Origin of the sequence: Dietzia kunjamensis, from assembly GCF_045689975.1 — a bacterium.
GTDB classification, from domain to species: Bacteria; Actinomycetota; Actinomycetes; order Mycobacteriales; family Mycobacteriaceae; genus Dietzia; species Dietzia kunjamensis.
Map to the genome: position 1 here is coordinate 1,222,438 of NZ_CP143297.1, position 25,965 is coordinate 1,248,402.

Here is a 25,965-nt window from a genome sequence, read left to right on the forward strand (position 1 = left end):
GGATACGTGCCCGCCACCGCGGTCCGGGAACCGCGGCTGACCCGAGGGGTGCCCCCCGGCCGACTGTGGGCGGGTCAGACGCGGGCGCGCTCGCGGTCCAGGACGCTCGAGGCCTCCTGGGACGCCGAACCTCCTGTCGTCAGCTGCTGCAGGTGCTGCGGAACCGCCTGCCCGCGGTGCTCCAGCGCCTGGACGTAGAGGCGGCCGGCTCGGTACGACGAGCGGACGAGCGGTCCGGCCATGACGCCGGCGAAACCGATCTCACGGGCCTGATCGGACAGCTCGACGAACTCCTCGGGCTTGACCCAGCGGTCGATCGGGTGGTGCAGCGGGCTGGGCCGGAGGTACTGCGTGATGGTGAGGATGTCGCAGCCGGCGGAGTGCAGGTCGCGCATCGCCTCGACGATCTCGTCGGTGGTCTCGCCCATCCCCAGGATGAGGTTGGACTTGGTGACGAGGCCGAAGTCGCGCGCGGCGCGGATCACGTCGAGGGAGCGGTCGAACCGGAACGCCGGGCGGATCCGCTTGAAGATCCGCGGCACGGTCTCGAGGTTGTGCGCCAGCACCTCGGGACGCGACTCGAACACCTCGGCCAGCTGGTCCGGGTCCCCGTTGAAATCGGGGATGAGGTTTTCGACCCCCGTGTTGGGGTTGAGCTCGTGGATCTTGCGGACGGTCTCCGCGTAGAGCCAGGCCCCGCCGTCCTCCAGGTCGTCGCGCGCGACGCCCGTGATGGTGGAGTAGCGCAGACCCATCTCGCGCACGGACTCGGCCACGCGCCGCGGCTCGTCACGATCGAGGGCGCTGGGTTTGCCGGTGTCGATCTGGCAGAAGTCGCAGCGGCGGGTGCACTGCTCGCCGCCGATGAGGAACGTGGCCTCCCGGTCCTCCCAACACTCGTAGATGTTGGGGCAGCCGGCCTCCTCGCACACCGTGTGCAGGCCGCCGGTCTTGACCAGCGTCTTGAGTTCCTTGTACTCGGGACCCATGGTGGCCCTCGTACGGATCCACGACGGCTTGCGCTCGATCGGCGTCTCGGCGTTGCGGGCCTCGATACGGAGGAGCTTGCGGCCTTCAGGAGTCACAGTCACGGCCGCAAGCCTACGCGCGAATCACGCCACGGGCAGTCGGCCGTCCAGCGCCTCCACCATGTCGGAGGTGACCTGGTCCAGAACCTCCGACACCGGCACCACGCGACCGAGTTCGGCGCTGAGCGAGGTGACCCCGGCGTCGACGATCCCGCAGGGGACGATCCGCGAGAACGCGGTCAGATCGCAGTCGCAGTTGAGGGAGAACCCGTGCATCGTCACGCCCCGCTGGACACGGATCCCGATGGCCGCGATCTTGCGCTCGGGCCTGCCGTCCGAGGCCGCACACCACACCCCGGAGCGCCCGTCGACGCGCCCGGCCTCCACGCCGAGTCGCGCGCAGGTGGAGATGAGGGCCTGCTCGACACGACGGACGTACTCGACCACGTCGATGGGGTCGGTCAGCGCGACGATCGGGTACCCCACCAGTTGGCCGGGTCCGTGCCAGGTGATCCGGCCGCCGCGGTCCACGTCGACGACCGGGGTGCCGTCGGTGGGACGGTCGGACGGCTCCGTGCGTTTGCCGGCGGTGTAGGTGGCGGGGTGCTCCAGGAGGAGGATCGTGTCGCCCCGCTGCCCGTCGGCGCGCTCCTCGGCGAGGGCGCGTTGGAGCTCCCAGGTGGGGCTGTACTCGACGGTGCCGAGCCGACGGATCTCCGGGGGCGCCGGGTCACGGCGGAGGGACTGACCGGTGTGCGACATGTCCCCAGGGTAGGCCGAGGGGTGTGACGACGACGACGGGCGCCCTCCGTGAAGGAGGACGCCCGTCGCCGGGTTCAGCGGAACCTACCGATCAGCCGGCTTCACAGGTCGAGGTCACCGTCGAACTCGGCCTTCTCCAACCGGTCCTTCACCGTGGTGAGGAAGCGGCCGGCGTCGGCGCCGTCGATCAGGCGGTGATCGTAGGTCAGCGGCATGAAGCCCATCGACCGGATGGCGATCGACTCGCCGTCGGCGTCGGCATCCACCACGGGCCGCCGCACGATCGCGCCGGTGCCGAGCATCGCCGCCTGCGGCGGGACGAGGATCGGGGTGTCGAACAGGGCCCCCTCGCTGCCGATGTTGGTGATGGTGAACGTGCCGCCCTGGAGGTCGTCCGGCGTGAGCTTGGACGCCCGCGCCCGCTCGGCCAGGTCGATGATCGCCTTGGCCAGCCCCGGGATGTCCAGGTCCTGCGCGTTCTGGATGACCGGGGAGAGCAGCCCCGCCTCGGTGTCCACGGCGATCCCGAGGTTCACCGACCCGTGGTAGGTGATCTCGTTGGTCTGCTCGTCGTACGACGCGTTGACGTTCGGATGCGACACCAGGGCCTCGACGACCGCCTTGGCGTAGAACGGCAGGTACGAGAGCTTGGCGCCGTGCTTGTCGGCGAACTGCTCCTTGACCTGCGAGCGCAGCTGCGCCACCCGGGTCATGTCCACCTCGAAGACCTGCGTGAGCTGAGCGGTCTGTTGCAGCGACTCACGGGTCTTCTGCGCCGTGATCTTGCGGATCCGGTTGGCCTTCTTGGTGGTGCCGCGCAGCTCCGCGAGCTCGGGCCGGACGCCGGCCTTCGACGGGCCGCCGCTGGGCGCCTTCTCCTCGGCCGGGGCCTCGGAACCGGAGTCGGAACCCGAGCCCTCGGCCGCCGCGAGGACGTCCTGCTTACGGATCCGGCCGCCGATGCCGGTGCCCTTGACCGAGTCCAGGTCGACGCCGTGCTCCTGCGCGAGCTTGCGCACGAGCGGGGTGACGTACGGCGAGCTCCCGGCCTTGGCGGCCGCCGCGGGCTCGGCCCGCTCGGGCAGGTCGCCGGAGGACGCGCCGTCTGACTTCTCCGACCCGCGCGGCTTCTCTGTCTTCTTCTCGCTCTTCTTCTCGGCCTTCTTCTCGGACGTGGACCCGGACTCGGCCTCCGCCTTGGCAGCGGCCTTCTTCTCGGTCTCGGGGGTGTCCTCGGGGACCTCGTCCTCGTCGGAGGCGTCCACGCCCTCGTCCTTGGCGTCGGTGGCGTTCTGCTCCTCGGCCGACTGTTCGTCCGAGTCAGAGCCGGAATCGCCGGAGTCGTCGTCGGAGTCGCTTCCGGCGTCGGCGTTGCCGATGACGGCGAGGGTGGCGCCGACGTCGACGGTCTCGTCCTCCTCGGCCACGATCTTCTGCAGGGTGCCGGCGACGGGGGAGGGGATCTCGGTGTCGACCTTGTCGGTGGAGACCTCGAGCAGGGGCTCGTCGACCTCGACGGTGTCGCCGACGGACTTGAGCCACTTGGTGATGGTGCCCTCGGTGACGGACTCGCCGAGTTCGGGCATGACGACGTCGGTGCCCTTGCCGCCGCCCCCGCCTCCGGAGGACTTCTTGGCCGGGGCGGGCTCCTCGGCGGGCTCGTCGTCCGCGGACTTGTCCGCGGCATCCGACTCGTCGGCCTCGTCGGCCTGATCGTCAGAGTCGTCGGCCTCATCGGCGGAGTCAGAGCCGGAGTCGTCGTCGGAGTCGCTTCCGGCGTCGGCGTTGCCGATGACGGCGAGGGTGGCGCCGACGTCGACGGTCTCGTCCTCCTCGGCCACGATCTTCTGCAGGGTGCCGGCGACGGGGGAGGGGATCTCGGTGTCGACCTTGTCGGTGGAGACCTCGAGCAGGGGCTCGTCGACCTCGACGGTGTCGCCGACGGACTTGAGCCACTTGGTGATGGTGCCCTCGGTGACGGACTCGCCGAGTTCGGGCATGACGACGTCGGTGCCCTTGCCGCCGCCCCCGCCTCCGGAGGACTTCTTGGCCGGGGCGGACTCCTCGGCGGGCCCGTCATCCGCGGAATCGTCGGCCTGGTCGGCCTCGTCGTCAGAGTCGTCGGCCTCATCGGCGGAGCCGGAGCCGGAGCCGGAGTCGTCGTCGGACTCGTCCGAGTCGTCGGACCCGCCCGAGCCGTCGTCGATGACGGCGAGTTCCCCGCCGATCTCGACCGTCTCGTCCTCATCGGCGACGATCTTCTTCAGCGTGCCGGCGGCGGGCGACGGGATCTCGGTGTCGACCTTGTCGGTGGAGACCTCGAGCAACGGCTCGTCGACCTCGACCGTGTCCCCCTCCTTCTTGAGCCAGCGGGTTACCGTGCCCTCGCTGACGGATTCACCGAGAGCCGGCATCTGTACGGAGAAGGCCATGGTGTCGTGACTCCTCAAGAGTTCTCATTCGCTGCCAGCAAGCGCGGTCCGCGCCCGCGTGAGCGGCGTCGTGGGTGTGAGTTATCTGTTCGTCGTGTCGATCCGGGGCCGGATGCGCGGTGGCGCCCCCACCCAGGATCGTCGTCCATTGTGCCCTCTGCCACCTCTCGGCGTCGGCGGACGTGCCGATCCCGACCCCGGCCGGTGCCCGATTCGCCGGTCGCCCGCCGGTCGCCCGCAGCGTGACGGGCGTCGGGCGTCGGTACGATCGTGTCCCATAGGCGGCCCTCACCCCGTACGGGGGCCCGACGGAAGGACCGACGGTGGGTATCCGTGACCTGTTCGGGCGTCGTGGGCCTCGGGTCCCGGCGGATCCGGCCGATCTCGACCACCTGCGCCGGTGGTGCCGCACCCGCGTGGGCGTGGAGGCGTATCTGGAGCCGGAAACCCTCGTCTCGGTCCCCGGCCTGTGCCTGGTGGCCTTCGACGGCGAATGGACCCGCAGGCCGGTCGGCGACGTGGCCACCGCGCGCAAACTCGCCGCGCAGTTGAAGCTGCCCCTGTTCGACGCCGCCGTCCAGGGCTACCCCCAACGGATGCGCGACTACGAGGAGGTCCGCATCAAGCGTGAGCGGCGCGAGCGGTCCGAGCGTCTCCGCGACCGGCTGCGCGAGCCCGAGGGGGGCTAGCCGCGCTGACCCCGCCGCCCGCGGCCGACTCAGGCTCCGGCGGCGATGTCCTCGAGGACGGCGAGCATGGTCCGCACGGGCACCCCGGTTCCGCCCTTGGGCAGGTACCCCTCCGGGCCACCGTCGTTGTAGGCGGGGCCGGCCACGTCGATGTGCGCCCACTCGACGCCGTCCGCGACGAACTCGGAGAGGAACAGTCCGGCCGAGAGCATGCCGCCCCACCGGTGCGGGGTGACGTGGGTCAGGTCGGCCACCTCGGAATCCAACCCGGCACGCAACTCCTCGGGCAGCGGCATCGGCCAGCCGCCCTCGCCGACCGACCGGCTGAGGTCGGCCACCCGGTCGCGGAAGTCCTCGGTTCCCATGACACCCGGGGTCTTCTTGCCCAGCGCCACCATCTGCGCACCGGTGAGGGTGGCGGTGTCGATGAGATGGGACGGGGAGTCCTCGCAGGCGCGGACGATCGCGTCGGCCAGGATGAGCCGCCCCTCGGCGTCGGTGTTCTTCACCTCGACGGTCGTGCCCCCGTACATGGTCAACACGTCGCCGGGCCGGTACGCCGTCGACGACGGCATGTTCTCCGCCATGGGCACGGTCGCCACCACGGTGAGATCCAAGCCCAGCCGCGCGGCGAGGATGACGGTGGCGACGACGGCCGCGGCGCCACCCATGTCCATGGTCATCTGCTCCATGCCGGCGGCCGGCTTGATGGAGATGCCGCCGGTGTCGAAGGTGATGCCCTTGCCCACCAGGGCCACGGTGGGTCGACCCTCGGCGCCCCGGTGGGTGAGCCGCACCATGCGCGGGCCGCGGGACGAGCCGCCGCCCACCGCGAGGATGCCGCCGTAGCCGCCCTCGGTGAGCGCCTCCTCGTCCAGCACCTCGACCTCCAGACCGGCGTCGCGGGCCAGTTCGGCGGCCCGGTCGGCAAACGATCCGGGGAACAGCAGGTTGGGCGGGGTGTTGACCAGATCGCGCGCCAGCCCGACACACTCGGCGACGGTGGCGGCGCGGATCACGGCGTCGGCGCCGCCCTCGGTGACGAACACCTTCAGCGAATCGCCGTTCTCGTCGTCGTCGTTCTTGGAGGTGACCTTGGCCGGGCGGAACGATCCCAGTCCCGCTCCCAGGGCCACCGGCTCCGCGCGCTCGGCGTCCAGCAACACCAGGGCGGTCCCGAGTCCGCGGCAGGCGCGCGCGGCGGCGCCGGCCGCGCGGCGCAGGGACTCGTCGGACACCTCGTCATCTGAGGATCCGAGCCCCACCAGCACCACGGACCCGGCCGACACACCGTCCGGCGCCGGGACACGGGTGGTGGAGGCGACCTTGGTGGACGCGCCCACCGACCGCGCGACCGCGGCGAGCGCCGCGGTGACCTCACCCTCCAGGCCGGGGGCGACGACGACGGGCGCCGCATCCTCTCCGGCCCCGGCATCGGCCGCGATACCGACCACCACGACGTCGGCGTCCACCGGCGTCGTGACCGCCTCGATCGGGGCGAGATCCGGGCTGTGGGTGAGGATCGACTGCGCGGTCGGCATGAAGCGCTCCTGGGGGTCGGCAGGACGTACGGGAAGGGTCGTGATGCCCGGACGACGCGGCGGGACCGCCACGGCGAGGGCACCATAGTCTATCGACTAACGTGGGCAGGCAGCCGGACCATAGAGCGCGAGGAGTGGCCACATGACAGACACAGGGGACCTTCACGAGGGACCACTGCACTCCCGCCACGTGGAGGCCGGCGCGACCTTCGCCCCGTTCGGCGGCTGGTCGATGCCGGTGCAGTACGCCGGCACCGTCGCCGAACACACCGCCACCCGCACCGCCGTCGGACTGTTCGACGTCAGCCACCTCGGCAAGGCGCTCGTGACCGGCCCGGGCGCCGCGGAGTTCGTCAACTCGTGCTTCACCAACGACCTCGACCGGATCGCCGCCGGCAGCGCCCAGTACACGCTGTGCTGCGACGAGTCCGGGGGAGTGGTGGACGACCTCATCGCCTACCGGGTCTCCGACTCCGAGATCTTCCTCATCCCCAACGCCGCCAACACCGCCGAGGTGGTCCGCCGGATGCAGGCCGCCGCGGCCGAGCGGGCGCCCGGGGTCACCGTCACCGACGAACACCGTTCCCGCGCCGTGATCGCGGTCCAGGGCCCGCTCGCCGGAGAGGTGCTCGAGGCGGTGGGGCTGCCGACCGACCTCGACTACATGGCGTACGTCGACGCCGGCTGGAACGGACACTCCGTGCGGGTCTGCCGTACCGGGTACACCGGCGAGTACGGATTCGAGGTGCTGCCCGCCTGGGACGAGGCCGGCCCGATCTGGGATGCGCTCGCCGAGCAGGTGCTGTCCCGTGAGGGCGCCCTGTGCGGTCTCGGTGCCCGCGATTCGCTGCGCACGGAGGCCGGCTACCCGCTGCACGGCAACGAACTGTCCGTGGACCTCAGCCCGCTCGAGGCACGCTGCGCCTGGGCCATCGGCTGGGACAAGCCCGCCTTCTGGGGGCGCGAGGAACTGCTGCGTCAGAAGGAGGCCGGCCCCGCCCGCCGGATGTACGCGCTCGAGGTCACCGGACGCGGGATCCCGCGCGCCGGACAGACCGTGCGCGCCGGTGGACGCGACGTGGGCGTCACCAGCTCCGGCACGTTCTCACCGACCCTCAAGACGGGGATCGCGCTCGCGTTCATCGAGCTGGACGCGGGTCTGAAGAAGGGCGACGAGGTCGTCGTCGACGTACGCGGACGAGAGGTACCGTGCCGCCTCGCGGTACCCCCGCTCATCGAGATCCGCACCCGCTGACCCGCCCCCTTCCTCCAGGAACGAGACCCGCAATGTCCGAGTTCGACGTCCGTCCGTCCGCCTCGCCGAGATCGACCGCCGAGCGCGAGGCCATCCTCGCCGCCCCCGGCTTCGGCAAGCACTTCACCGACCACATGGTCACCCTCCCGTACTCGAACGGGCAGTGGGGCACCCCGGTCGTGGAGGCGTACGCCCCCCTGTCCATCGACCCGTCCGCCGTGGTCCTGCACTACGCGCAGACGATCTTCGAGGGCCTCAAGGCCTACCGGCAGGCCGACGACTCCATCGCCTCGTTCCGACCCGAGCAGAACGCCGCCCGCTTCAACCGCTCCGCGGAGCGCCTCGCCATGCCGCAGCTGCCCGAAGAGCTGTTCATGGAGTCGTTGCGGCAGATCGTGGCGATCGACCGCGACTGGGTGCCCGCCGCCGGCGGTGAGGAGGCGCTCTACCTGCGGCCCTTCATGATCGCCACCGAGACCGGGCTCGGCGTGCGGCCGGCCGACGAATACCTCTACTCGGTGATCGCTTCCCCGGCCGGCGCGTACTTCTCCCGCGGCGTGGCCCCCGTGAGCGTCTGGCTGAGCACCGAGTACGTGCGCGCCAGCCCCGGCGGCACCGGCGCCGCCAAGTTCGGCGGCAACTACGCCGCCTCGCTGCGCGCCCAGGAGCAGGCCGCGGCCAAGGGATGCGACCAGGTGGTCTGGCTCGACGCGATCGAGCGGAAGTACGTGGAGGAGATGGGCGGGATGAACCTGTTCTTCGTCCTCGGCTCCGGCGACTCCGCCGAGATCGTGACCCCCGAACTGTCCGGCTCGTTGCTGCCGGGCGTCACCCGCGACAGTCTCCTGCAGTTGTCCCGCCACCTCGGCTACCCCGTGACCGAGCGCAAGGTCTCGGTGGACGAGTGGGAGTCGGGCGTGGCCTCCGGCGAGATCACCGAGGTGTTCGCGTGTGGCACCGCCGCCGTCATCACCCCCGTCGGGTCCGTGCAGCACTCCGGCGGCGGCTACACGGTGGGTGACGGCGGGCCGGGGGCGATCACCATGCGGCTGCGCGAGACGCTCACCGGTATCCAGCGCGGGTCCGTGGAGGACCCGTTCGGCTGGATGACGACGCTGGTCTGAGCCGCGCCCCGTCAGAGCAGGAGCACCGCCGCCACCAGCGCGGCGGCGGTGCCCGTCTCGATCACCGCTCCGAGGACGTCCCCGCTGATCCCGCCGAACCGGCGGACCGCGTGTCGGCCGAAGCCCGCCGCGGCGCCGTAGGCGGCGACGCCCGCCACGGCGCCGGCCGCGGGGGCCCACCACGTGGCGGCGGACCACCCTGACCCCGCCAGCGCGGCGCCCGCGGCCGCACACACCAGTCCGGTCACCACCACGGCGACGCGGGACTGGGAGCCGGCGACGAGCGCGCCGAAGCCGGTCGGCGACGCCGCGGGGACGCCCCGGCGCAGCAGGACGGCCGGTAGGCACCGCGAGAGGACGACGGCGGCGACCGGGGCGAGCCAGGCCCCCGAGTCGACCAGGGTGCCCAACGCTGCCACCTCGGCGAGCAGAACCAACACCAGGACGGCGGCCCCCATCGGCCCGACGGACCCGGACCGCATGATCTCCAGTGCGCGATCCGGGCCGGCGTACGACCCGAGTCCGTCCGCGGTGTCGGCCAGCGCGTCCACGTGCATCCCGCGGGTGAGGGCCAGAACGGCCGCCACCCCGATCACCCCGGACAGCAGCGCGCCGGCCCCCATCGCGTGCACACCGTGGGCCAGTGCGGTCGCGACGACGCCGCACACCAGGCCGACGACGGGCATCGCCGTCATCGCCCGGCCGGCCGCCGCGGAGTCGGGGACACCCGGTCGCCCCACGGGCAGCACCGTCATCCACGACAACGCGAGTCGGACCGCGGCGAGCACGGCTCGTCAGTCCTTGCCGGTGACCCCGGCGCCGGCGAAGGTCGCCATCTGCGTGAGGATCGCGACCGCGTTGTGGACGACGGGAAGCGCGGCGACGGCTCCGCTGCCCTCGCCCAGACGCATCGAGTGTTCGAGGATCGGCTCGAGGGACAGGTAGGTCAGCGCGGCGGTGTGGGCGGGCTCGGCGCTGCGGTGGCCGGCCGCCCACCACTGGCGGGAACCGGGTGCCATCGCCTCGGCCATGAGCGCCGCGGACGTGACCACGGACCCGTCGAGAAGGCACGGCGTCCTACGAATTGCGGCCTGGGCCAGGAACCCGGCCATCGCGGCGAGGTCCGCACCGGAGACCTTGCGCAACATCGCCACGGGGTCCCGCAGGTCGCCGGACGCCCGGAACATGGCGTCCCGGATCGCGGCGGTCTTGCGCATCCAGCCCTCGTCGTCGATCCCGGTTCCGCGGCCGACCAACTCGACCGGCTCGCGACCGGTGACGAGGCACGTCAGCACGGTGGCCGGCGTGGTGTTGCCGATGCCCAGGTCGCCCGCGATGAGCAGGTCCGCCCCGGAGTCGACCTCCTCGTCGGCGATGCGACGACCGGCGGCGATCGCGGCCCGCACCTCCTCGGGGGTCAGGGCGTCCTCCCTGTCGATCGACCCGCTGGAGCGGCGGATCTTGTGGTCGTCGAGCCCTCCGGGACGCTCGGCCGACATCGCCATGTCGGCCACCCGGACCGTGGCGCCGGCCATGCGGGCGAGGACGGACACCGCCGCGCCGCCGCCGACGATGTTGTCGGCCATCTGCAGCGTGACCTCGCGCGGGAACGCGGACACCCCGTGTTCGGCGACGCCGTGGTCACCGGCGAACACCACCACCCTGGCGCGGTCGAGCGGGCGGGGCGGGCACGCCTCCTGGCACGAGGAGACCCACACGCTCAGCTCCTCGAGCCGACCGAGGGACGTCGCGGGCTTGGTCAACGTGAGATGCCGGGCGCGGGCCTCCTCGGCGACGGAGTGGGACGGCGGGTGAACCGGGGGGAAGGCGACGGGGTCGTCGTAGTACGACACGTCGCCCAGGCCGGGGAAGTCGTGGGGGACGGTATCGAGGTCCCGGGGCGCGGCCTCGGCCTCGGGCGCGCCGGCGGCGGCCACCGTCGTACCGGTGGCCACGGCGGCCGCCCCCGTCCGGGCGTCCGGGGTGCGAGTGGCGCCACCGGCGGTCGGGGGCACGGCCTCGAGGGGGAGGGGGCGACCGGCGACGACGAGGACCGCCGAGTCGCACACCCCGGCCAGCCGCCGGTTGAGCGAACCGATCACATCGGCGAACACCCGACCGGAGAGCGTGTCCGGCACGACTCCCAGACCGACCTCGGGCGAGACGAGGACGAGGGTGCCGGAGTGCTCGGCGACAGCGGTGACGAGGGCGTCCAGGTCCGCCGCGACCGCGGCACCCCCGTCGGTCCACCCGAGTGTGGCGTCCATCCGACGCGTCAACCAGCCTCCGAGGTCGTCCACGAGGACCGTCGATGTCGGGTGGTCGGCGAGGACCCGGACGATGTCCTCCGTCTCCTCGGTCACCCACCGGGTGGGCCGGCGCTCGCGGTGTGTCTCGATCCGCGCGGCCATCTCGTCGTCCCCGGGGTCGCGCCGGGCCGTGGCGACGTACACGACGTCGTCGTCGGTGGCCGCGGCCACCGACTCGGCGTGGGCGGACTTGCCCGAGCGGATACCACCGAGGACGAGCAGGCGCATGGGGGGTCAGGCCCTTCCGGGGATCAGTGGCTCTGGACGGGTCAGATGGCGTCGCCCGGGCGGACCCGGGGGCGGGGGGTGCGGAGCATGCGGGGCTGCGTCGCACGCATGACGGCGTACCACCCCATGCCGAAACCGGTGTCGTCGGTGGACGGGAACCTCTCGCGGACCGCCTTGTTCACGGTTCGTCCGAGGAGGATGCCGTCGACGACGACGACCATGATGAGCACCAGGAAGAGGGTCTGGCTGTAGACCATGAGGGTCGGGTTCGGGATGAGCTGGAACACGATCACGAACAGGGCGAGCGGCATGAACCAGTTGATGAGGCGCCGGTGGGTGTCGACCCAGTCGCGCGCGAACCGGCGGACCTCTCCGCGGTCACGGGAGAGCACGTAACGGTCGTCGCCCTCCATCATGAGCTGGCGGCGCTCCTCGCGCGCGGCGCGCTCGCCGGCCCTGGCGGCCCGACGCTCGTCCTTGGTCATGGTCGCCTGGGCGGCCTTCTTGCGCTCCTTGGCCTCTTTGCGGGTGACCGGCGCGGTCACCGGACCCTGGCGCACCCCGCGGGCGCGCTCCTGGTCGCGACGACGGGGCGTCGGCTTCCCCTTGCCCGCGGGGCGGCGCGGGTCGCCGGAGGGCTCGGAGGCAGCCGCATCCGCGGACGCGGGCCGCCCCTCGGGGGCGGGGGAGCCTTTGCCGCTCTCGTCGTCTCTGGAGCCGAATGCACGCAACTTCACACACCCAGGCTAGGCGATCGACACCGGCGCCGGACATTCACCCATGGGCGACAGCAGGCGTATCGTGTGCGGGGGAACGGGTGCCGGGGAATAGAGGACTCCCCGGTGGGCGTTGAACCTTTCACGACGCCCCCGAAGCCCTCTTCCGATCGCAAGGAGAACCGACATGACCACTGCGGAGAACACCGCTACCGGCGTACTGCTCACCGAGGCAGCCGCCGCCAAGGCCAAGGCCCTGCTGGACCAGGAGGGTCGTGACGACCTCTCGCTGCGCATCGCCGTCCAGCCCGGTGGCTGCGCGGGCCTGCGCTACCAGCTCTTCTTCGACGACCGCTCGCTCGACGGTGACGTGGTCGACGACTTCGGCGGCATCAAGCTCGCCGTCGACCGGATGAGTGTCCCGTACCTGACCGGTGCGTCCATCGACTTCGTCGACAGCATCGAGAAGCAGGGCTTTACCATCGACAACCCGCAGGCCACGGGCTCCTGCGCATGCGGCGACTCGTTCAACTGACGCCGCGGTCGCACTGACGACCGGGCGACCCGGGCCGATCACCGATCGGTCCGGGTCGTCTACTGTCTGGGGCATGCCCGTCGTCATCACAGGTTCCATCGCCACCGACCACCTCATGACCTTCTCGGGTCGCTTCTCCGAGCAGTTGCTGCCGGACCAGCTCGCGCACGTGTCGCTGAGCTTCCTGGTGGATTCGCTGCAGATCCGCCGGGGCGGGGTCGGCGGCAACATCGCCTTCGCGCTCGGCGTCCTGGGTCGGCGACCCCATCTGGTGGGGGCGGCGGGCGAGGACTTCGTCGAGTACCGCGACTGGCTCGAGCGGCACGGTGTCGACTGCTCGGCGGTCCACATCAGCTCCGCGCTGCACACGGCGCGGTTCGTGTGCACGACCGATTCGGAGATGGCGCAGCTCGCGTCGTTCTACCCCGGTGCGATGGGGGAGGCGGCGACGATCTCGCTGGCTCGCCTGGCCGACCGGATCGGCCGTCCGGACATCGTGCTCATCGGGGCCAACGACCCCACGGCGATGCACTCCCACACGGTGGAGTGCCGCGAGCTCGGTCTGGACTTCGCCGCCGATCCCTCCCAGCAGCTCGCGTTCCTCGACGGGGACGCGGCCGGTGAGCTGGTCGACGGGGCGCGGTACCTGTTCACCAACGAATACGAGTACGAGCTGCTGCTCAACAAGACCGGGTGGTCGGCAGAGGAGCTGGACGCCAAGGTCGGCACCCGCGTCACCACCCGCGGTGGGAAGGGCGTCGTGATCGTCGAGCAGGGCGCTGAGCCCATCGAGGTCGGGATCGTGCCGTCGGACAACCTGCTGGATCCCACGGGGGTCGGCGACGCGTTCCGGGCGGGCTTCCTCTCCGGTGTCCTGGACGGGTTGTCGCTGGAGCGTTCCGCCCAGTTCGGGGCCCTCATCGCCACCCACGTCCTGGAGACCACGGGCACGCAGGAGTGGACCATCGACCCGGCCGCCGCCCGCCGCCGGCTCGTCGACGCCTACGGGGACGAGGCCGCCGAGGAACTGTCGGCGCTCCTTCCCGCCTGACCGTCCCGCCGCCTCCTGCTAGAGGCGGACGGGGTACTCGCGCTGCTCGATGTCCGGGGTGATCCGGCCCTCGACGAAGATGCCGTGCCAGATCATGAAGCACAGCATGGTCCAGATGCGACGACTGTGATCGGACTCCCCGCGGCGGTGCTCGTCGAGCATCTGCAGTACCGCGGCCTTGTCCACGAACTCGTCGGTGCCGGACGCCGCCACGTGCTCGCGTGCCCAGTCGTGCAACTCCGGCCCGGCCAGCCAGTGACGGGTCGGGACGGGGAATCCCAGTTTCTTCCGGTGCAGCACGTGGGCGGGGACGATCCGTTCGAGGGCCTTGCGCAGTGCGTACTTGGTGGTGCCGTGGGCGACCTTCTCGGTGTGGGGGAGCCGCGAGGCGACCTCGTAGACCTCACGGTCGAGGAACGGCACCCGTAGCTCGAGGGAGTTGGCCATCGTCACCTTGTCGGCCTTGACCAGGATGTCGCCGCGCAGCCACGTGAACAGGTCCAGGTGCTGCATCCTCGCGACGGGGTCCCATCCGCGGGAACGCTCGTAGATCGGCGCGGTGACGTCCTGGTGGCTCCACTCCGGTCGGTAGTCGCGGAGGACCGCCTCCACCTGCGCGTCGGAGAAGGAGCGGGCGTTGCCGTAGTACCGGTCCTCGAGGCTCATCGAGCCGCGGTGCAGCAGGCTCTTGCCCCGGGTGCCCTCCGGGATCCGGGTGCTGAGTCGGCCCAGCGCACGACGGATCCCACCGGGGACCTTCTCGAACGGCGCCAGCGACAGGGGCTCCTTATAGATGGTGTAGCCGCCGAACAGTTCGTCCGCGCCCTCACCCGAGAGGACGACCTTGACGTGCTTGCGCGCCTCGCGGGCGACGAAGTACAGCGGGACCAACGCCGGGTCGGCCACCGGTTCGTCGAGGTACCAGATGATCTCGGGGATCGCGGCGGCGAACTCCTCGGGCGAGACCACCTTGACGATGTGCTCCACGCCGATCGCGGCGGCCGACTCGGCGGCGACGTCGATCTCCGAGTACCCCTCGCGCTCGAAACCGGTGGTGAACGTCAGGAGGTTCTCGTTGTGGCGTCGCGCGAGGGCGGCGATGGCGGTGGAATCGATGCCCCCCGAGAGGAACGAGCCGACGGTGACGTCGGCGCGCATGTGCTTGGCGACCGAGTCCTCGAGTGCGGCGGCGATCTCGTCGTAGCGGCGCTCGGCGTCGCCGTCGGCGACGGGCACGACGGGGAACGTGGGCTCGAAGTAGCGCTGGATCACGGGGTCGGTGCCGGGGGTGACCGTGGCATGGCATCCCGACTCCAGGCGCCGGACGCCCCGGGTGAGGGTCTCGTCCTCCGGGACGTACTGGAGGGTGACGTAGTGCTGGAGGGCGCGGGTGTCGAGGGAGGTGTCGACGACGACGAGGTCGATCAGTTCGGTGACCGACTTCTTCTCGCTCGCGAACACGGTTCCGCCGGGTCCGGTCGCCATGTACAGGGGCTTGATGCCGAAGGGGTCCCGGGCGACGAACAGCGAACGCTCGACGGTGTCCCAGATCGCGAAGGCGAACATTCCGCGGAGCCGGCGGACGGCCGAGGGGCCCCAGTGGTGGAACGCCACGACGATCGGCTCGCCGTCACCCTCGGTGGCGAACACGGCACCGTGCTCGCGCTGCAGCTCCTCGCGGAGTTCGAGGTAGTTGTAGATCTCCCCGTTGAACACCAGCGCGTAACGGTCCGGCTGCTCGGGCGGACCCCAGCGGAGCGGCTGGTGAGAGTGCGCGATGTCGATGATCGACAGGCGGTTGAACCCGAAGGCCATGTCGCCGTCGACCCAGGTGCCCACCTCGTCGGGGCCGCGGTGGCGCTGGCACCCCATGGCGCCGAGGACCCGCGCCTCGTGGGTACGGGCGGAGCCGTCGGGGGTGATCAGACCAAGCAGGCCACACATGCGTCGGGTACCTCGTCCATCGTCGTCGGGGCGTCAGCGGTGACCCGCCCGAGCGGGTCGCGACGCGATCGAATACTACTGGTCGGCGGAACCCCTCCGGCCCCCCGCCGACGGCGTGGGGGAGCGGGCGGGTGAATTGCCGGACCCGCGGCTTCCATTCTGAGAGCCGTGGTCTACTCTTTTAAGGTGTCCCGGCCACGTGGTCGGTGCCGCTGATCAGGAAGGCGTGATGGTGGAACAGCGTGACGGGCGTCGTCGGACGCGCAGGGCGACACTCGCGATGTCTCTCGGCACATTGGGCTTGCTGTTGTCCGGTTGTAGCCTCCACACCGACAACAAGTGGTGGAACCAGACGATGAACTTCGGCTTCCCGACCGGGATCACCCCGGAGGGCGTCGCGATCCGCGAGTTCTGGACGGGCACAGTCATCACGTCGCTCATCGTCGGCTTCTTCGTGTGGGGCCTGATCTTCTGGTCGATGGCGTTCCACCGCAAGCGGAAGAACGACGACGGCGAGTTCCCGCGCCAGACTGCGTACAACGTGCCCCTGGAGCTGATCTACACGGCTGCGCCGTTCGTGATCATCTCCGTGCTCTTCTACTTCACCGTGGTCACGCAGAACAAGGTGCTCGATCTCCGTCCGCAGGAGGAGGTCGGCGTCAAGGTCGACGTCACCGCCTACCAGTGGAACTGGAAGTTCGGCTACAACAAGGTCGACGTCGCGGGGGCCAGCATCGAGGACGGCACCAACGTCGAGGCGCAGCGCGCGGCCGAGGAGGCCGGTGTGCTCTCCGACGAGGTCCGTGAGGCCCTGGGTCACCACGGTGAGCCGGCGGCCGGCGGCCCGATCCACGGTCGTCTTGCCGAGGACAAGTCGTACCTCCACTACAACAACATCGAGACCGTCGGTACCTCCGAGGAGGTTCCGGTCCTGGTTCTGCCGACCGACACGCGCATCGAGTTCCGCCTCGCGTCGGCCGACGTGGTCCACTCGTTCTGGATCCCCGAGTTCATCTACAAGCTCGACGTCATGCCGCACCCGGGCAAGAACCAGCAGTTGAGCATGTTCCAGATCGAGGAGATCGATCGCGAGGGTGCGTTCGTCGGACGCTGTGCCGAGATGTGCGGTGTCTACCACGCGATGATGAACTTCGAGCTGCGCGCGGTATCGCCGGAGGCCTTCGCCCAGTACATCCAGTTCCGTCAGGACAACCCGACCGCGTCCAACGCGGAGGCGCTGGAGTCGATCGGCCAGGACCCGTACTCGACCTCCACCGCACCGTTCAAGACCGGACGCAGCGATACCCGTGACCAGAACAACATCATCGAGACCGCGTCGGGCAACTGACGGTTCTCCCGGTATCACGCGAAGGATTCCTGAACGATGAACGCAACAGTACGAATTTTCGACGCCCTGTTTATCTTCCTGGCCGTCATGGGTATCGCGTACGCCTACCTCACCGGTACGTCTCGGACGGGCGTCGAGTGGGTCGGCGCTACGGCCTTCGTGCTCTCGGCCGGCCTGAGCCTGCTGATCGGTGGTTACCTCCGCTTCGTGGCGCGGCGCATCAGCACCCTGCCCGAGGACTTCGAGGAGGCCGAGGTCTCCGACGGCGCCGGCGAGCTCGGCTTCTTCAGCCCGCACAGCTACTGGCCCGTGCTGGTGGCCTTCTCGGTCTTCATCATCGGCTACGGAGCGGCCTTCTGGAACTGGTGGGTGCTCATCGGCGGCGCCGTCGCGCTGGTCATCACCGCCTGCGGCCTGGTCTTCGAGTACCACTGGGGTCGCGAGAAGCACTGACCGTCTGACCGTCTTCCACCGGGGCCCGGTGTCGCACGCTGCGACACCGGGCCTTTGTGCTGTCGCCACCAGGGTGTCGGCCCGGGCTCGCCGCGCGCCGGTCAGAAGGGTGGTGGGTCGGGGTCGTGGTGGTGGTCGGGTGGGGTGTCTGGTGGTGGGGCCATGGTGTTGGCTTTGCGTTCGGCGGCCAGGCGTAGGGCGCGTCGGTACCAGTGGGTGCTTTGTGGTCGGGGGTTGAGCCAGGGTCGGCGTGGGGGCGGGATGTCGCTCTCGGCGCCGGCGTCGGTGCCGGTCTCAGCCCCGGTGTCGGTCTCGGTGGTGGTGTGGCGCCAGCGTGCGAGGGGGCCGTCGGGGTGGGTGGTGAGGGTGTGTCCGGTGTCGGTGGTGATGGTCAGGGTGCCGTCGGGGACGAGTTGGTAGTGCCAGTTGTGGAAGGTTTTGAAGCGGTGGTGGTTGCGGCACATGGCGGCGAGGTTGTTCTCGAGGGTCGGGCCGCCGGCGGTGGGGTCTGTGTGGTTGAAGGGGCGGACGTGGTCGATGTCGCAGGCGTCGGCGGGGACGGAGCAGCCGGGGTGGCGGCAGGTGCCGTCGCGTAGGCGGATGCGGTGGGCCAGTCGGTCGCTGATGCGGTAGCGGTGGGCGTGGTGGGGGGTGTCTGCGGCGCCGGGTGCGGTGTCGGGCACGGTGATGGTGGCGCCGGTGCTGCGGGCCAGTAGTTCGATGAGGGCGTCGATGGTGGCCGGGCCGCCTCGGGGGAGGTAGACCTCGGGTTCGCCGTCGGGGCCGGGGGGTGCGAGCACGGTGATGGTGGGGCTGCCTGCGTCGGTGTCGGTGTTGGGGTGGCCGAGGAGGGCGGTGACGAGGGCGTCGGCGCGTAGTTCGTCCATGCTGCGGATGGTGTCGGTGTCGAGGGCGTCGGCGCCGTGGCGGCGGGTGGTCTCGACGCGGGTGCGGGTGTCGCGGTGGCGTTGGGCGGTGGCCCTGGTCTGCAGCAGGGTGTGGATGGCGGAGGCTTCGGTGGCGGTGAGGTGGGCGGTGAGGTCGGCCATGCCGTCTGTGCCGCGGCGCAGGGTGACGCGGCGTTCGCGGACCGCGGCGGTGCGGCGCAGGCGTACGCGTTCGGGGTCGTGGGCGGCGATGATGCGGTCGGTGTGGGACAGGATCGCGTCGCGTCCGGGGCGTCTGCCGGCGGCGAGGGCGGCCAGGAGCCAGTCGATGACCTCGCGGTGGACGTCGTCGCGGTGCAGGGAGTCCACGGTGCGCATGTGGCGTGCGAGCAGGGTGGCGGTGGCCTCGTCGAGGTGGCCGGTGTCCATGGCCTCGACGAGACAGGGGCACTTGGTGACCAGGGTGATGGCCAGGGTGAGCAGGCTTCGGGCGCGGTTGTGGTGCACGCCGTAGGCGGCGACGATCTCACTTGTGGCGATGGTCAGTGGGTCGATGACGGCGTGTTCGGGGCGTTGGTCCAGGCCGGGGCCGTAGCCGGCGGCGATGTCGCGTAGTTCCTGTTCCTCGCGGCAGGTGGCCCACAGGTCGTGGCAGGCGCGCAGCCGGGCGGCGGCCGCGCGATTCTCGGCGTGCAGTGCCGCCAGGGCTGCGGAGCTGGCGGCGGTGACGGCGGGACTGCCGGCCACCGCTCCGGCATCATCCCCGGTGGTCGTCTCCCGCATGTGCACCCCCTCGGGCGGGCGAGTGCCGCCCCCGTATCGCTCGTGTGTTCGATTGGGGAAACACTAGCAAGCAGGTCCGACACACGGCTCTGACCTGGGAAGACCGGCGGACTGCGCCGGTCGGCGGGAGGATGAGACCGTGTTGGACACGGGTGCCGTCGTCTCGGTGAGTTGGTGGGCGATCATCCCGCTCATCGTCGTCGGCTCGGTGCTCCACTTCGCCTACGACTGGAGCGGGCACAACCGGGTCGTGGCCGTGTTCGCCGCGGTCAACGAGAGTTACTGGGAGCACATCAAGATCGCCGCCTGGCCGACCATGGTGCTGTACGCGGCCCTCTTCGTGCTCGGCGGCGCCTCGCAGCCGTCCTTCGTGCCCGCGGCCACTGTCGCCCTCTATTCGATCCCGGTGACGATGATCGGGGTGGTCTTCGTCTACAAGGCCGTCGCAGGTCGCAATGTGCTGTGGGTGGACATCGCCGTGTTCGGCCTGTGCATTGCGCTCGCCCAGGTGATCTTCGTGTGCCTGCTCAGCGGACTGGAGGCGGACGTCCTCGTCATCGTCCTCTCGGTTTTCTACCTGGTGGGCATCGTCGCCGCCTACGTGGTGTTCACCCTGAGGCCCCCCGCCGAACCCGACGTCTTCATCGACCCCATCACATACAGATACGGGGTCGAGGGGCACGCCGACTACGAGGCCGCACCCGGGGACTGACGGGCAGAGGGAGTCCGTCGGACGACTCGGGCCCCGTCCGCGGGGAGCGGACGGGGCCCGACGGAGCCAGGGGGTCGTGGGACCTACAGGCCCATGTCCTTGGCGATGATGGACTTCATGACCTCGTTGGTGCCACCGTAGATGCGGTTGACGCGGTTGTCCGAGTACAGGCGGGCGATCGGATACTCGTTCATGAAGCCGTAGCCGCCGTGCAGCTGGAGGCAACGGTCGATGACCTCGGCGGCGACCTCGGTGCAGAACAGCTTGGCCGAGGCCGCCTCGGCGGCGGTGAGCTCGCCCTCGTCCAGCGCCTCGAGGGCGCGGTCCGCGACGGCCTGCGCGGCGTCGACCTTGGCCTGGCACGCGGCCAGCTCGAACTTGGTGTTCTGGAACGAGGCCACCTCCTTGCCGAAGACCGTGCGCTGCTGCGTGTACTCCTTGGCGAACCGCACGGCGGCCGCGGCCTGGGCGTACGCACCGTAGGCGATGCCCCAGCGCTCGGACGGCAGGTTCTGCCCGAGGTAGTAGAAGCCGCGGTTCTCTTCGCCGAGCAGGTCCTCGACCGGGACCTTGACGTCGGTGAAGGACAGCTCGGCCGTGTCGGAGGTCTTGAGTCCGACCTTGTCGAGCTTGCGGCCCACCGCGTAGCCCTCGAGCTTGGTGTCGACGGCGAGCAGCGAGATGCCGAAGCGGCGGTCGTCCTCACGCGGGGGAGCGGTACGGCAGGCCACGATCACGCGGTCGGCGTGGACGCCGCCGGTGATGAACGTCTTGGCACCGTTGAGGACATAGTGGGTGCCGTCCTCCGAGAGCTTGGCGGTGCTCTTCATGCCGGCCAGGTCCGACCCGGTGCCGGGCTCGGTCATGGCCAGCGCCCACATCTCCTCGCCCGAGACGAACTTGGGCAGGTAGCGCTGCTTCTGCTCCTCGGTCGCCAGGGCCTTGATGTAGGGGAGCCCGAGCAGTACGTGGACACCCGAGCCGCCGAAGTCCACGCCGGCGCGGGCGGTCTCCTCGGACTGGATGGCCTCGAACTTGTGGGAATTGATCCCCGCGCCGCCGTACTCCTCGTCGACGTTGATGCCGAACAGGCCGAGGTCGGCGAGCTTGTAGTAGAACTCACGCGGGACGATGCCGGCCTCGAACCACTCCTGGAAGTGGGGGGTCACCTCGGACTCGATGAAGTCACGGAGGGTCTGGCGGAAGGCCTCGTGGTCTTCGTTGAAAACAGTGCGGCGCAAGTGCGTGCCTTTCCGTTGGACGTTCTGCTCCGGTGGCAGGCCACCGTGGAGGGGAGCGGAGCGTCAGGTTGGTGTACTCCTACTGGTGAGTAGCCTACAAGAATTCGAACTCTCTCACCCGTCCGACGCCGCGACGTCACCTCGTCGGCGGAGTGAATTCCAGGCCGTCGTCGGCGATCAGCCTGATCGGCCCGGTCACCTCACGTCCGGTGACCCGCTCGCCACGCTGGGTCACCGCCGCCACGCCCTCCTCGCGGAGGTCGAACGCGACCTCCCGGGCGACGGGCATGAGTTCGCGCCAATGATCCCCACCCGCCACCCGGGCCGCATCCGACGGGCAGATCGACCCCTGGCCGCGCGAGCGCAGGAGCGTCCTGATCGTCGCGGCCAGTCGATCGCGTGTTCCCTCCCGGGTGGGTGCCCACCACGGGTCGCCGCGCTCACCGAGCGCGACCTTGGCGTCGTGCACCATCACCCGGGCGGCATCGCCTTCGGTCTTGACCAGCCGGCGACCGGTCATCAGTGCCCGGACGAGCTCCGAGCGGAGCTTCTCGGGGATGGACGGATCCGTCGCGCGCCACCGCCGGCCCCCGACCACGATGTGTCGACCGTCCTCGGTGTGCTCCACGCCGGCGCCGGTGCTGTCGTCTCGATCGGTCACACCCAGATCCTGCACCGCCTCCCCCTCCTTCCCCACCGATCGGCGATCGAGGGTGTCGCACACCGCGCCGGTGTTAGGGTCACGGCAGGAACTGGAACGTGTTCCACCAGAGCTGGATGACGATGAGGGGCTGCCGTGACGGCGCAGGACAACACATTCGACGCGGAGTTCGACGTGGTGGTCGTGGGGTCGGGGGTGGCAGCCCTCTTCGGTGCCGCGACCGCCGCCGCCCGGGGTCTGTCGACCTGCCTGATCGAGAAGACCGACCGCTTCGGGGGGACCTCCGCGTACTCCGGCGGCGCCGTGTGGCTCCCTGGAAACTCCGTCCTCGCCCGGGACGGGGTCGAGGACTCCGTCGAGCGGGGGCGCACCTACTTCCGCGCCGTGGTGGGGGACCGCACCGCCGCCGACGTCCAGGACGCGTTCCTCAACACCGGGCCGCAGGTCGTCGAGTTCCTGCAGGACGAGCTGGGCATCCCGACCCGCTTCCAGGCCTTCCCCGACTACTTCGACGCCCCGGGGCGCCAGGAACTCGGCCGGAGCATCTACCCCAAGCCCATCAAGGGCGAGGAGGTCGGCGACCGGGCGACCGACATCCGTCCGCCGGTTCCGGCTGACCAGTTCGGCGCGGACGAGGACACCACGAAGCTCGAGGGCGGCAGGGCCTGGGTGGCGCGACTCGTACTCGCACTCGACGCGATGGGCACCGCGGAGACCCGACTGAACACCGCCGCCGAGGAACTGGTCCGTGAAGACGACGGACGTGTCGTCGGGGTGGTCGTGAACGGTGTCTCCGGCCGGCAGGTGCTGGGCGCACGCCGTGGGGTACTGGTCGCCGCCGGCGGTTTCGAACGGTCGGCGGACCTCCGCCGCCGCTGGCAGGACATGCCCACCGCCGACTGGTCCTCGTCCCACCCCGCCACGGGCTCGGGAGACGCCGTCCGCATGTTCGAGCAGGTCGGCGCGGAGCTGGACCTGCTCGACCAGTCTTGGTGGTGCCCCGCCACGCTGTTCCCCAACGGGCACGCCGCTTTCACCCTGGGCTTCCGCTCCGGGATCATCGTCGACGGCACCGGCCGGCGATTCGCCAACGAACTGCTGCCGTACGACCAGATGGGGCGCAAGATGCACGCCCGCATGGCCGACGGGGCCGGTGACGACTTCTGGCTGGTGTTCGACGACGCCGAGGCCGGCGGCTACCCGGCCATCTGTATCCCCGCACCCGAGCCCGACGCGTTGCGCGGTGCCGGCCTGTGGCACACCGCGGGATCCGTCGAGGAACTGGCCGAGGCCACCGGACTCGATCCCGCCGCGTTGCGCGAGAGCGTGGACCGGTTCAACGGCTTCGCCGAGCAGGGCCGCGACGCCGACTTCGCCCGCGGAGAGGACCCGTACGGGCGGTTCTTCCTGGGTGCCGCCACGGCCGATCAGTGCCTGCGACCGGTCGGCGGCGAGCGATTCCACGCCGTCCGACTCGTCCTCGGCGACCTCGGCACCAAGGGCGGTGCGGTGATCGACGCGAACGGCGCCGCGCTCGACGCGGACGGACGTCCCATCCCGGGTCTCTACGCCGCCGGCAACTCGTCCGCGTCGGTCTCCGGTGAGGCCTACCCGGGGCCGGGGGTGCCCCTGGGGTCCGGGATGACCATGGCGTACCGGGCGGTGGCAGACATGGCCGGACAGGCCCTCCCGATCGCTCCCTGAGCACGGCGCCGGCGCCGGCGACGAACCACCCCGGTCAGCGGCCGACCCATGCGAGGAAGTCCGCGGCCGCGATGACCGGCGTGCTCCACTTGTGGGCCGCCCTCGCCTTGGTCGACTGGCTGCCCGGCTCCGCGACCACCAGGGCGTCGCAGCGACTCTTGGTGACCGCACCGACGGGAACCAGGCCACGGCCGAGGGCGAGGGCCTCCATCTCGTCCCGGGACACGAGGACGCCGCTGCGGTCCAGGGCGCTGCCGGAGAAGCACACCCGCGTCCCGGGCCGCAGGACGTCCGCCGCGCCCGCCTCCGGCGGAGCCTCCAGCCCCGGCGTCAGGTCCGAGCCCACGATCTCGGAGGCCAGCCGGAGCCGCTCCAGCACGTCGGCGGTCATCGGCACCCGCTGCGCGGCGCGTCGGATCTGCCCGGCGACGAGTCCGCGCGCGCCTGCCCGGAGATCGCGGTCGCCCGGGGTGACGATCTCGTCGTCGTCGTCGTCGTCGTCGTCGGCCCCGGCCCCCGGGCGCCCACCGCGGCGGGGGCGCCCCAACAGAGCGGCCCCGACCTCGGCGCTGATACCGAGCATCGCCGACAGTTGGGGGAGTACCTCGGAGGTCGGTGGGCGGACGTCGGCGTCGCGGCTGAGCAGGTAGCCGACCGCGGCCTCGTCGACGAGGTCGGCGTCGAACGTGCCGGCCGCCGCGTCATCGAGGTGCAGCCGCCCGTGGGCCTCGAGCGCCACCCGCGCACGCGCGAGGGCCGATCCGGAGCGGCCACGTGCCCGCTCACCCGGGGTGAGGGCGTCGGTGGGGATGTCGACCCCGACCGGCAACGGCACCGTGCCTCCCAGGCGCGCGAACTCGGCGTCCAGTCGACCGAGAGTGACGTCGAGGTCCACGCCGACCGGGGTGTGCCCGTCCACCAGTGGGGCGACCATCGACCACGCCTCGAGGAGCGTGGGGGCGAGAAGGACATCGGAGACGGTGATGCCGTAGTCCGTCCGCGCCCGGGCCAGGTCGCGCTGGGGATTGACCAGCGTCGTCACCGCGGTGCCGTCGGGGAAAGCGATGGCGAGCTCCACCGGCCGGGGCCGGGACCGGGGCCCGTCCTCGCCGACGGACACCACCGCGACAGCGCAGTAGCGGCGGGCCGAGGGCCCACCGTCCGGCGTCCGCAGGAACCGGATGATCCGCCGGTCCGTCTTGAGGTCCCCGGGCAGCACCGGCCGGGTGAGGACGAGGCCTCCCAGCGACCGACAGCGGCTCAACGCCACGTAGAGCTGCCCCGCCACGAACGTGCCGCCGCCGAGGTCCACGACGACCCTGTCCAGGGTCTGTCCCTGGCTCTTGTGGATGGTCACCGCCCAGGCGAGGGTGAACGGGAACTGGGTGAAGGACCCGACCACCTCGTGTCGCATACCGCCGCCGTCCGTCACCGGTCGGGTGACGTCCCAGGTGTGGAGCGCGACCTCGGCGACCTCACCGCCGATGAAGGCGACGACGACGACGGGTCCTCGCTCTCCGCGGTCGCCCCGTCGCCCGAGGGTCACATCGAGCACCCGTCCGATGGATCCGTTCACCCAACGATCCGCCGGGTCATTGGTGAGCATCATGACCTGCGCGCCGACCTTGAACCCCAGCACCTCCCGGGTGGGGAGCTCGAACCCGGTGAGATCGCCGGTGAGCGTCGCCTCCATCGCCAGTTCCGACCCGGACAGCCGATCGAGGCGGCGTTGGTTGTGGCTCGCGGCCCTGCGATTGGTGGTGGTGAGCGTCAGCCAGAACTCGTCGTCCGGCGGATCGAAGTCCGGGTCGGTGCGGGAGTTGAGCCGTTCGCGCGCCGGGCCGACGAGAGCGCCCTCGCGGATCGAGTTGAGGATCGCGGTGAGCTCCGGGTCACCGGACTGCCGGAAGACATGGGTGAGGTCGACGGTGGGGAAGTGCTCGGGGTGGTAGCGCTCGGCCGAGAAGAAGTACGGCGTCGGGTAGGTCGCCTCGAAGGACGATCTCTCGGAGGCCGTCACCACCGGCGGTAGCTGGAAGAGGTCACCGACGAGGACGAGCCGGACGCCCCCGAACGGCATCGTCGGGTCCGGGCCGAACCTCTCGAGCGCGATGGCGACCATGTCGAAGACGTCGGCCCGCAACATCGACACCTCGTCGATGACGAGCGTGTGGGCGCCGGCGAGGGCCTGGGTGAATCGCCCGGGACAATAGGCGCTGCTGCGCACGTGGTCGACCGTGTGGTCAGGGTGGAAGCCGAACAGCCGGTGGATGGTGTAGCCGCCCACGGTGAGGGCTGCGATCCCGGTGGGCGCGGCGACGAGGGTGGGGTGGTCGGTCTCGGCGAGGAACCGGCGGATCAGGGTCGACTTTCCGGTTCCGGCCCTACCGGTGAGAAAGAGATCGTGTCCCGAGTGCAGAAGGTCGAGTGCGCGGTCGACCTCGTCGGTGAGCACGAGTCCTCCGCGTCCGGGGCCCACCGGCATCCGATCGTCGCTCATCTGTGCCTCCCCTCGGCCGCGACGGCCGGCTTCCGACGACCGCGGGCCGGACCTCCAGGTGG

At 70.8% G+C, this 25,965-nt stretch carries 21 protein-coding genes; 9 read left to right on the forward strand and 12 right to left on the reverse strand.

The window, feature by feature from the left end; all coding sequences use genetic code 11:
• Window positions 1–74: 74 nt before the first annotated feature.
• The 3 genes from lipA to sucB form a co-directional block, all read right to left on the reverse strand.
• Window positions 75–1,091: a lipoyl synthase gene (lipA, locus tag VZF99_RS05740; RefSeq protein WP_407335869.1), complete on the reverse strand. Its 1,017-nt coding sequence runs from the start codon at window positions 1,089–1,091 to the stop codon at window positions 75–77.
• Between the two features lie 21 nt (window positions 1,092–1,112).
• On the reverse strand, window positions 1,113–1,790 hold the full coding sequence (gene lipB / locus VZF99_RS05745) for a lipoyl(octanoyl) transferase LipB (protein ID WP_067714178.1): 678 nt from the start codon (window positions 1,788–1,790) through the stop codon (window positions 1,113–1,115).
• 101 nt (window positions 1,791–1,891) lie between these two features.
• Window positions 1,892–4,222: a 2-oxoglutarate dehydrogenase, E2 component, dihydrolipoamide succinyltransferase gene (sucB, locus tag VZF99_RS05750; protein WP_407335870.1), complete on the reverse strand. Its 2,331-nt coding sequence runs from the start codon at window positions 4,220–4,222 to the stop codon at window positions 1,892–1,894.
• A 323-nt stretch (window positions 4,223–4,545) separates the two neighbouring features.
• On the opposite strand from sucB, the gene VZF99_RS05755 reads away from it, so the two are divergent.
• A complete protein-coding gene (locus tag VZF99_RS05755) occupies window positions 4,546–4,911 on the forward strand; it encodes an oxidoreductase (protein ID WP_407335871.1) in 366 nt (121 codons plus the stop codon).
• A 29-nt stretch (window positions 4,912–4,940) separates the two neighbouring features.
• Here VZF99_RS05755 and VZF99_RS05760 read toward each other — a convergent pair whose 3' ends face one another.
• Window positions 4,941–6,452, reverse strand: a complete 1,512-nt coding sequence (locus VZF99_RS05760) for a leucyl aminopeptidase (protein WP_407335872.1) — start codon at window positions 6,450–6,452, stop codon at window positions 4,941–4,943.
• Between the two features lie 142 nt (window positions 6,453–6,594).
• On the opposite strand from VZF99_RS05760, the gene gcvT reads away from it, so the two are divergent.
• Together gcvT and VZF99_RS05770 are read left to right on the forward strand one after the other, a co-directional pair.
• Complete coding sequence (gene gcvT, locus VZF99_RS05765; RefSeq protein WP_061229909.1) at window positions 6,595–7,707, forward strand: glycine cleavage system aminomethyltransferase GcvT; 1,113 nt, start codon at window positions 6,595–6,597, stop codon at window positions 7,705–7,707.
• A gap of 32 nt (window positions 7,708–7,739) precedes the next feature.
• Window positions 7,740–8,831, forward strand: a complete 1,092-nt coding sequence (locus tag VZF99_RS05770) for a branched-chain amino acid aminotransferase (RefSeq protein WP_096905672.1) — start codon at window positions 7,740–7,742, stop codon at window positions 8,829–8,831.
• A gap of 11 nt (window positions 8,832–8,842) precedes the next feature.
• Here VZF99_RS05770 and VZF99_RS05775 read toward each other — a convergent pair whose 3' ends face one another.
• Genes VZF99_RS05775 through VZF99_RS05785 form a run of 3 tightly spaced genes read right to left on the reverse strand, consistent with a single transcriptional unit; the run spans window position 8,843 to window position 12,105 of the window.
• Window positions 8,843–9,619 (reverse strand): adenosylcobinamide-GDP ribazoletransferase, encoded by a 777-nt coding sequence (locus VZF99_RS05775; protein WP_120285787.1) that lies wholly within the window; start codon window positions 9,617–9,619, stop codon window positions 8,843–8,845.
• Between the two features lie 6 nt (window positions 9,620–9,625).
• Window positions 9,626–11,368: a nicotinate-nucleotide--dimethylbenzimidazole phosphoribosyltransferase gene (gene cobT, locus VZF99_RS05780; protein WP_407335873.1), complete on the reverse strand. Its 1,743-nt coding sequence runs from the start codon at window positions 11,366–11,368 to the stop codon at window positions 9,626–9,628.
• 41 nt (window positions 11,369–11,409) lie between these two features.
• Window positions 11,410–12,105, reverse strand: coding sequence for a DUF3043 domain-containing protein (locus VZF99_RS05785; protein ID WP_067714163.1), 696 nt, complete (start codon window positions 12,103–12,105; stop codon window positions 11,410–11,412).
• A gap of 166 nt (window positions 12,106–12,271) precedes the next feature.
• Between VZF99_RS05785 and VZF99_RS05790 the strand changes: the two genes are divergently transcribed.
• Window positions 12,272–12,619 carry an iron-sulfur cluster assembly accessory protein gene (locus tag VZF99_RS05790; RefSeq protein WP_067714160.1) on the forward strand — a complete coding sequence of 116 codons (348 nt, stop codon included), beginning with the start codon at window positions 12,272–12,274 and terminating at the stop codon, window positions 12,617–12,619.
• A 73-nt stretch (window positions 12,620–12,692) separates the two neighbouring features.
• Window positions 12,693–13,670 (forward strand): carbohydrate kinase family protein, encoded by a 978-nt coding sequence (locus VZF99_RS05795; protein WP_407335874.1) that lies wholly within the window; start codon window positions 12,693–12,695, stop codon window positions 13,668–13,670.
• A gap of 18 nt (window positions 13,671–13,688) precedes the next feature.
• Here VZF99_RS05795 and asnB read toward each other — a convergent pair whose 3' ends face one another.
• On the reverse strand, window positions 13,689–15,614 hold the full coding sequence (gene asnB, locus VZF99_RS05800) for an asparagine synthase (glutamine-hydrolyzing) (RefSeq protein WP_407335875.1): 1,926 nt from the start codon (window positions 15,612–15,614) through the stop codon (window positions 13,689–13,691).
• A 280-nt stretch (window positions 15,615–15,894) separates the two neighbouring features.
• Between asnB and VZF99_RS05805 the strand changes: the two genes are divergently transcribed.
• Together VZF99_RS05805 and VZF99_RS05810 are read left to right on the forward strand one after the other, a co-directional pair.
• Entirely contained in the window at window positions 15,895–16,962 is a 1,068-nt protein-coding gene (locus VZF99_RS05805; protein ID WP_120285919.1) for a cytochrome c oxidase subunit II, read from the forward strand.
• Window positions 16,963–16,998: 36 nt separating this feature from the next.
• Window positions 16,999–17,415 carry a cytochrome c oxidase subunit 4 gene (locus tag VZF99_RS05810; protein ID WP_067714151.1) on the forward strand — a complete coding sequence of 139 codons (417 nt, stop codon included), beginning with the start codon at window positions 16,999–17,001 and terminating at the stop codon, window positions 17,413–17,415.
• A gap of 101 nt (window positions 17,416–17,516) precedes the next feature.
• On the opposite strand, the gene VZF99_RS05815 is transcribed toward VZF99_RS05810, so the two are convergent.
• Window positions 17,517–19,085, reverse strand: a complete 1,569-nt coding sequence (locus VZF99_RS05815) for a DUF222 domain-containing protein (protein ID WP_407335876.1) — start codon at window positions 19,083–19,085, stop codon at window positions 17,517–17,519.
• Between the two features lie 139 nt (window positions 19,086–19,224).
• On the opposite strand from VZF99_RS05815, the gene VZF99_RS05820 reads away from it, so the two are divergent.
• Complete coding sequence (locus VZF99_RS05820; RefSeq protein WP_407335877.1) at window positions 19,225–19,797, forward strand: DUF6512 family protein; 573 nt, start codon at window positions 19,225–19,227, stop codon at window positions 19,795–19,797.
• Window positions 19,798–19,880: 83 nt separating this feature from the next.
• Here the strand turns inward: VZF99_RS05820 and VZF99_RS05825 are convergent, their stop codons facing one another.
• Window positions 19,881–21,038, reverse strand: a complete 1,158-nt coding sequence (locus tag VZF99_RS05825) for an acyl-CoA dehydrogenase family protein (protein WP_061228903.1) — start codon at window positions 21,036–21,038, stop codon at window positions 19,881–19,883.
• A 136-nt stretch (window positions 21,039–21,174) separates the two neighbouring features.
• A complete protein-coding gene (locus tag VZF99_RS05830; protein ID WP_407335878.1) occupies window positions 21,175–21,699 on the reverse strand; it encodes a DUF3253 domain-containing protein in 525 nt (174 codons plus the stop codon).
• A gap of 135 nt (window positions 21,700–21,834) precedes the next feature.
• On the opposite strand from VZF99_RS05830, the gene VZF99_RS05835 reads away from it, so the two are divergent.
• Window positions 21,835–23,403: an FAD-dependent oxidoreductase gene (locus VZF99_RS05835; RefSeq protein WP_407335879.1), complete on the forward strand. Its 1,569-nt coding sequence runs from the start codon at window positions 21,835–21,837 to the stop codon at window positions 23,401–23,403.
• 34 nt (window positions 23,404–23,437) lie between these two features.
• Here VZF99_RS05835 and VZF99_RS05840 read toward each other — a convergent pair whose 3' ends face one another.
• Window positions 23,438–25,903, reverse strand: coding sequence for an AAA family ATPase (locus tag VZF99_RS05840; protein WP_407335880.1), 2,466 nt, complete (start codon window positions 25,901–25,903; stop codon window positions 23,438–23,440).
• Window positions 25,904–25,965 lie beyond the last annotated feature (62 nt).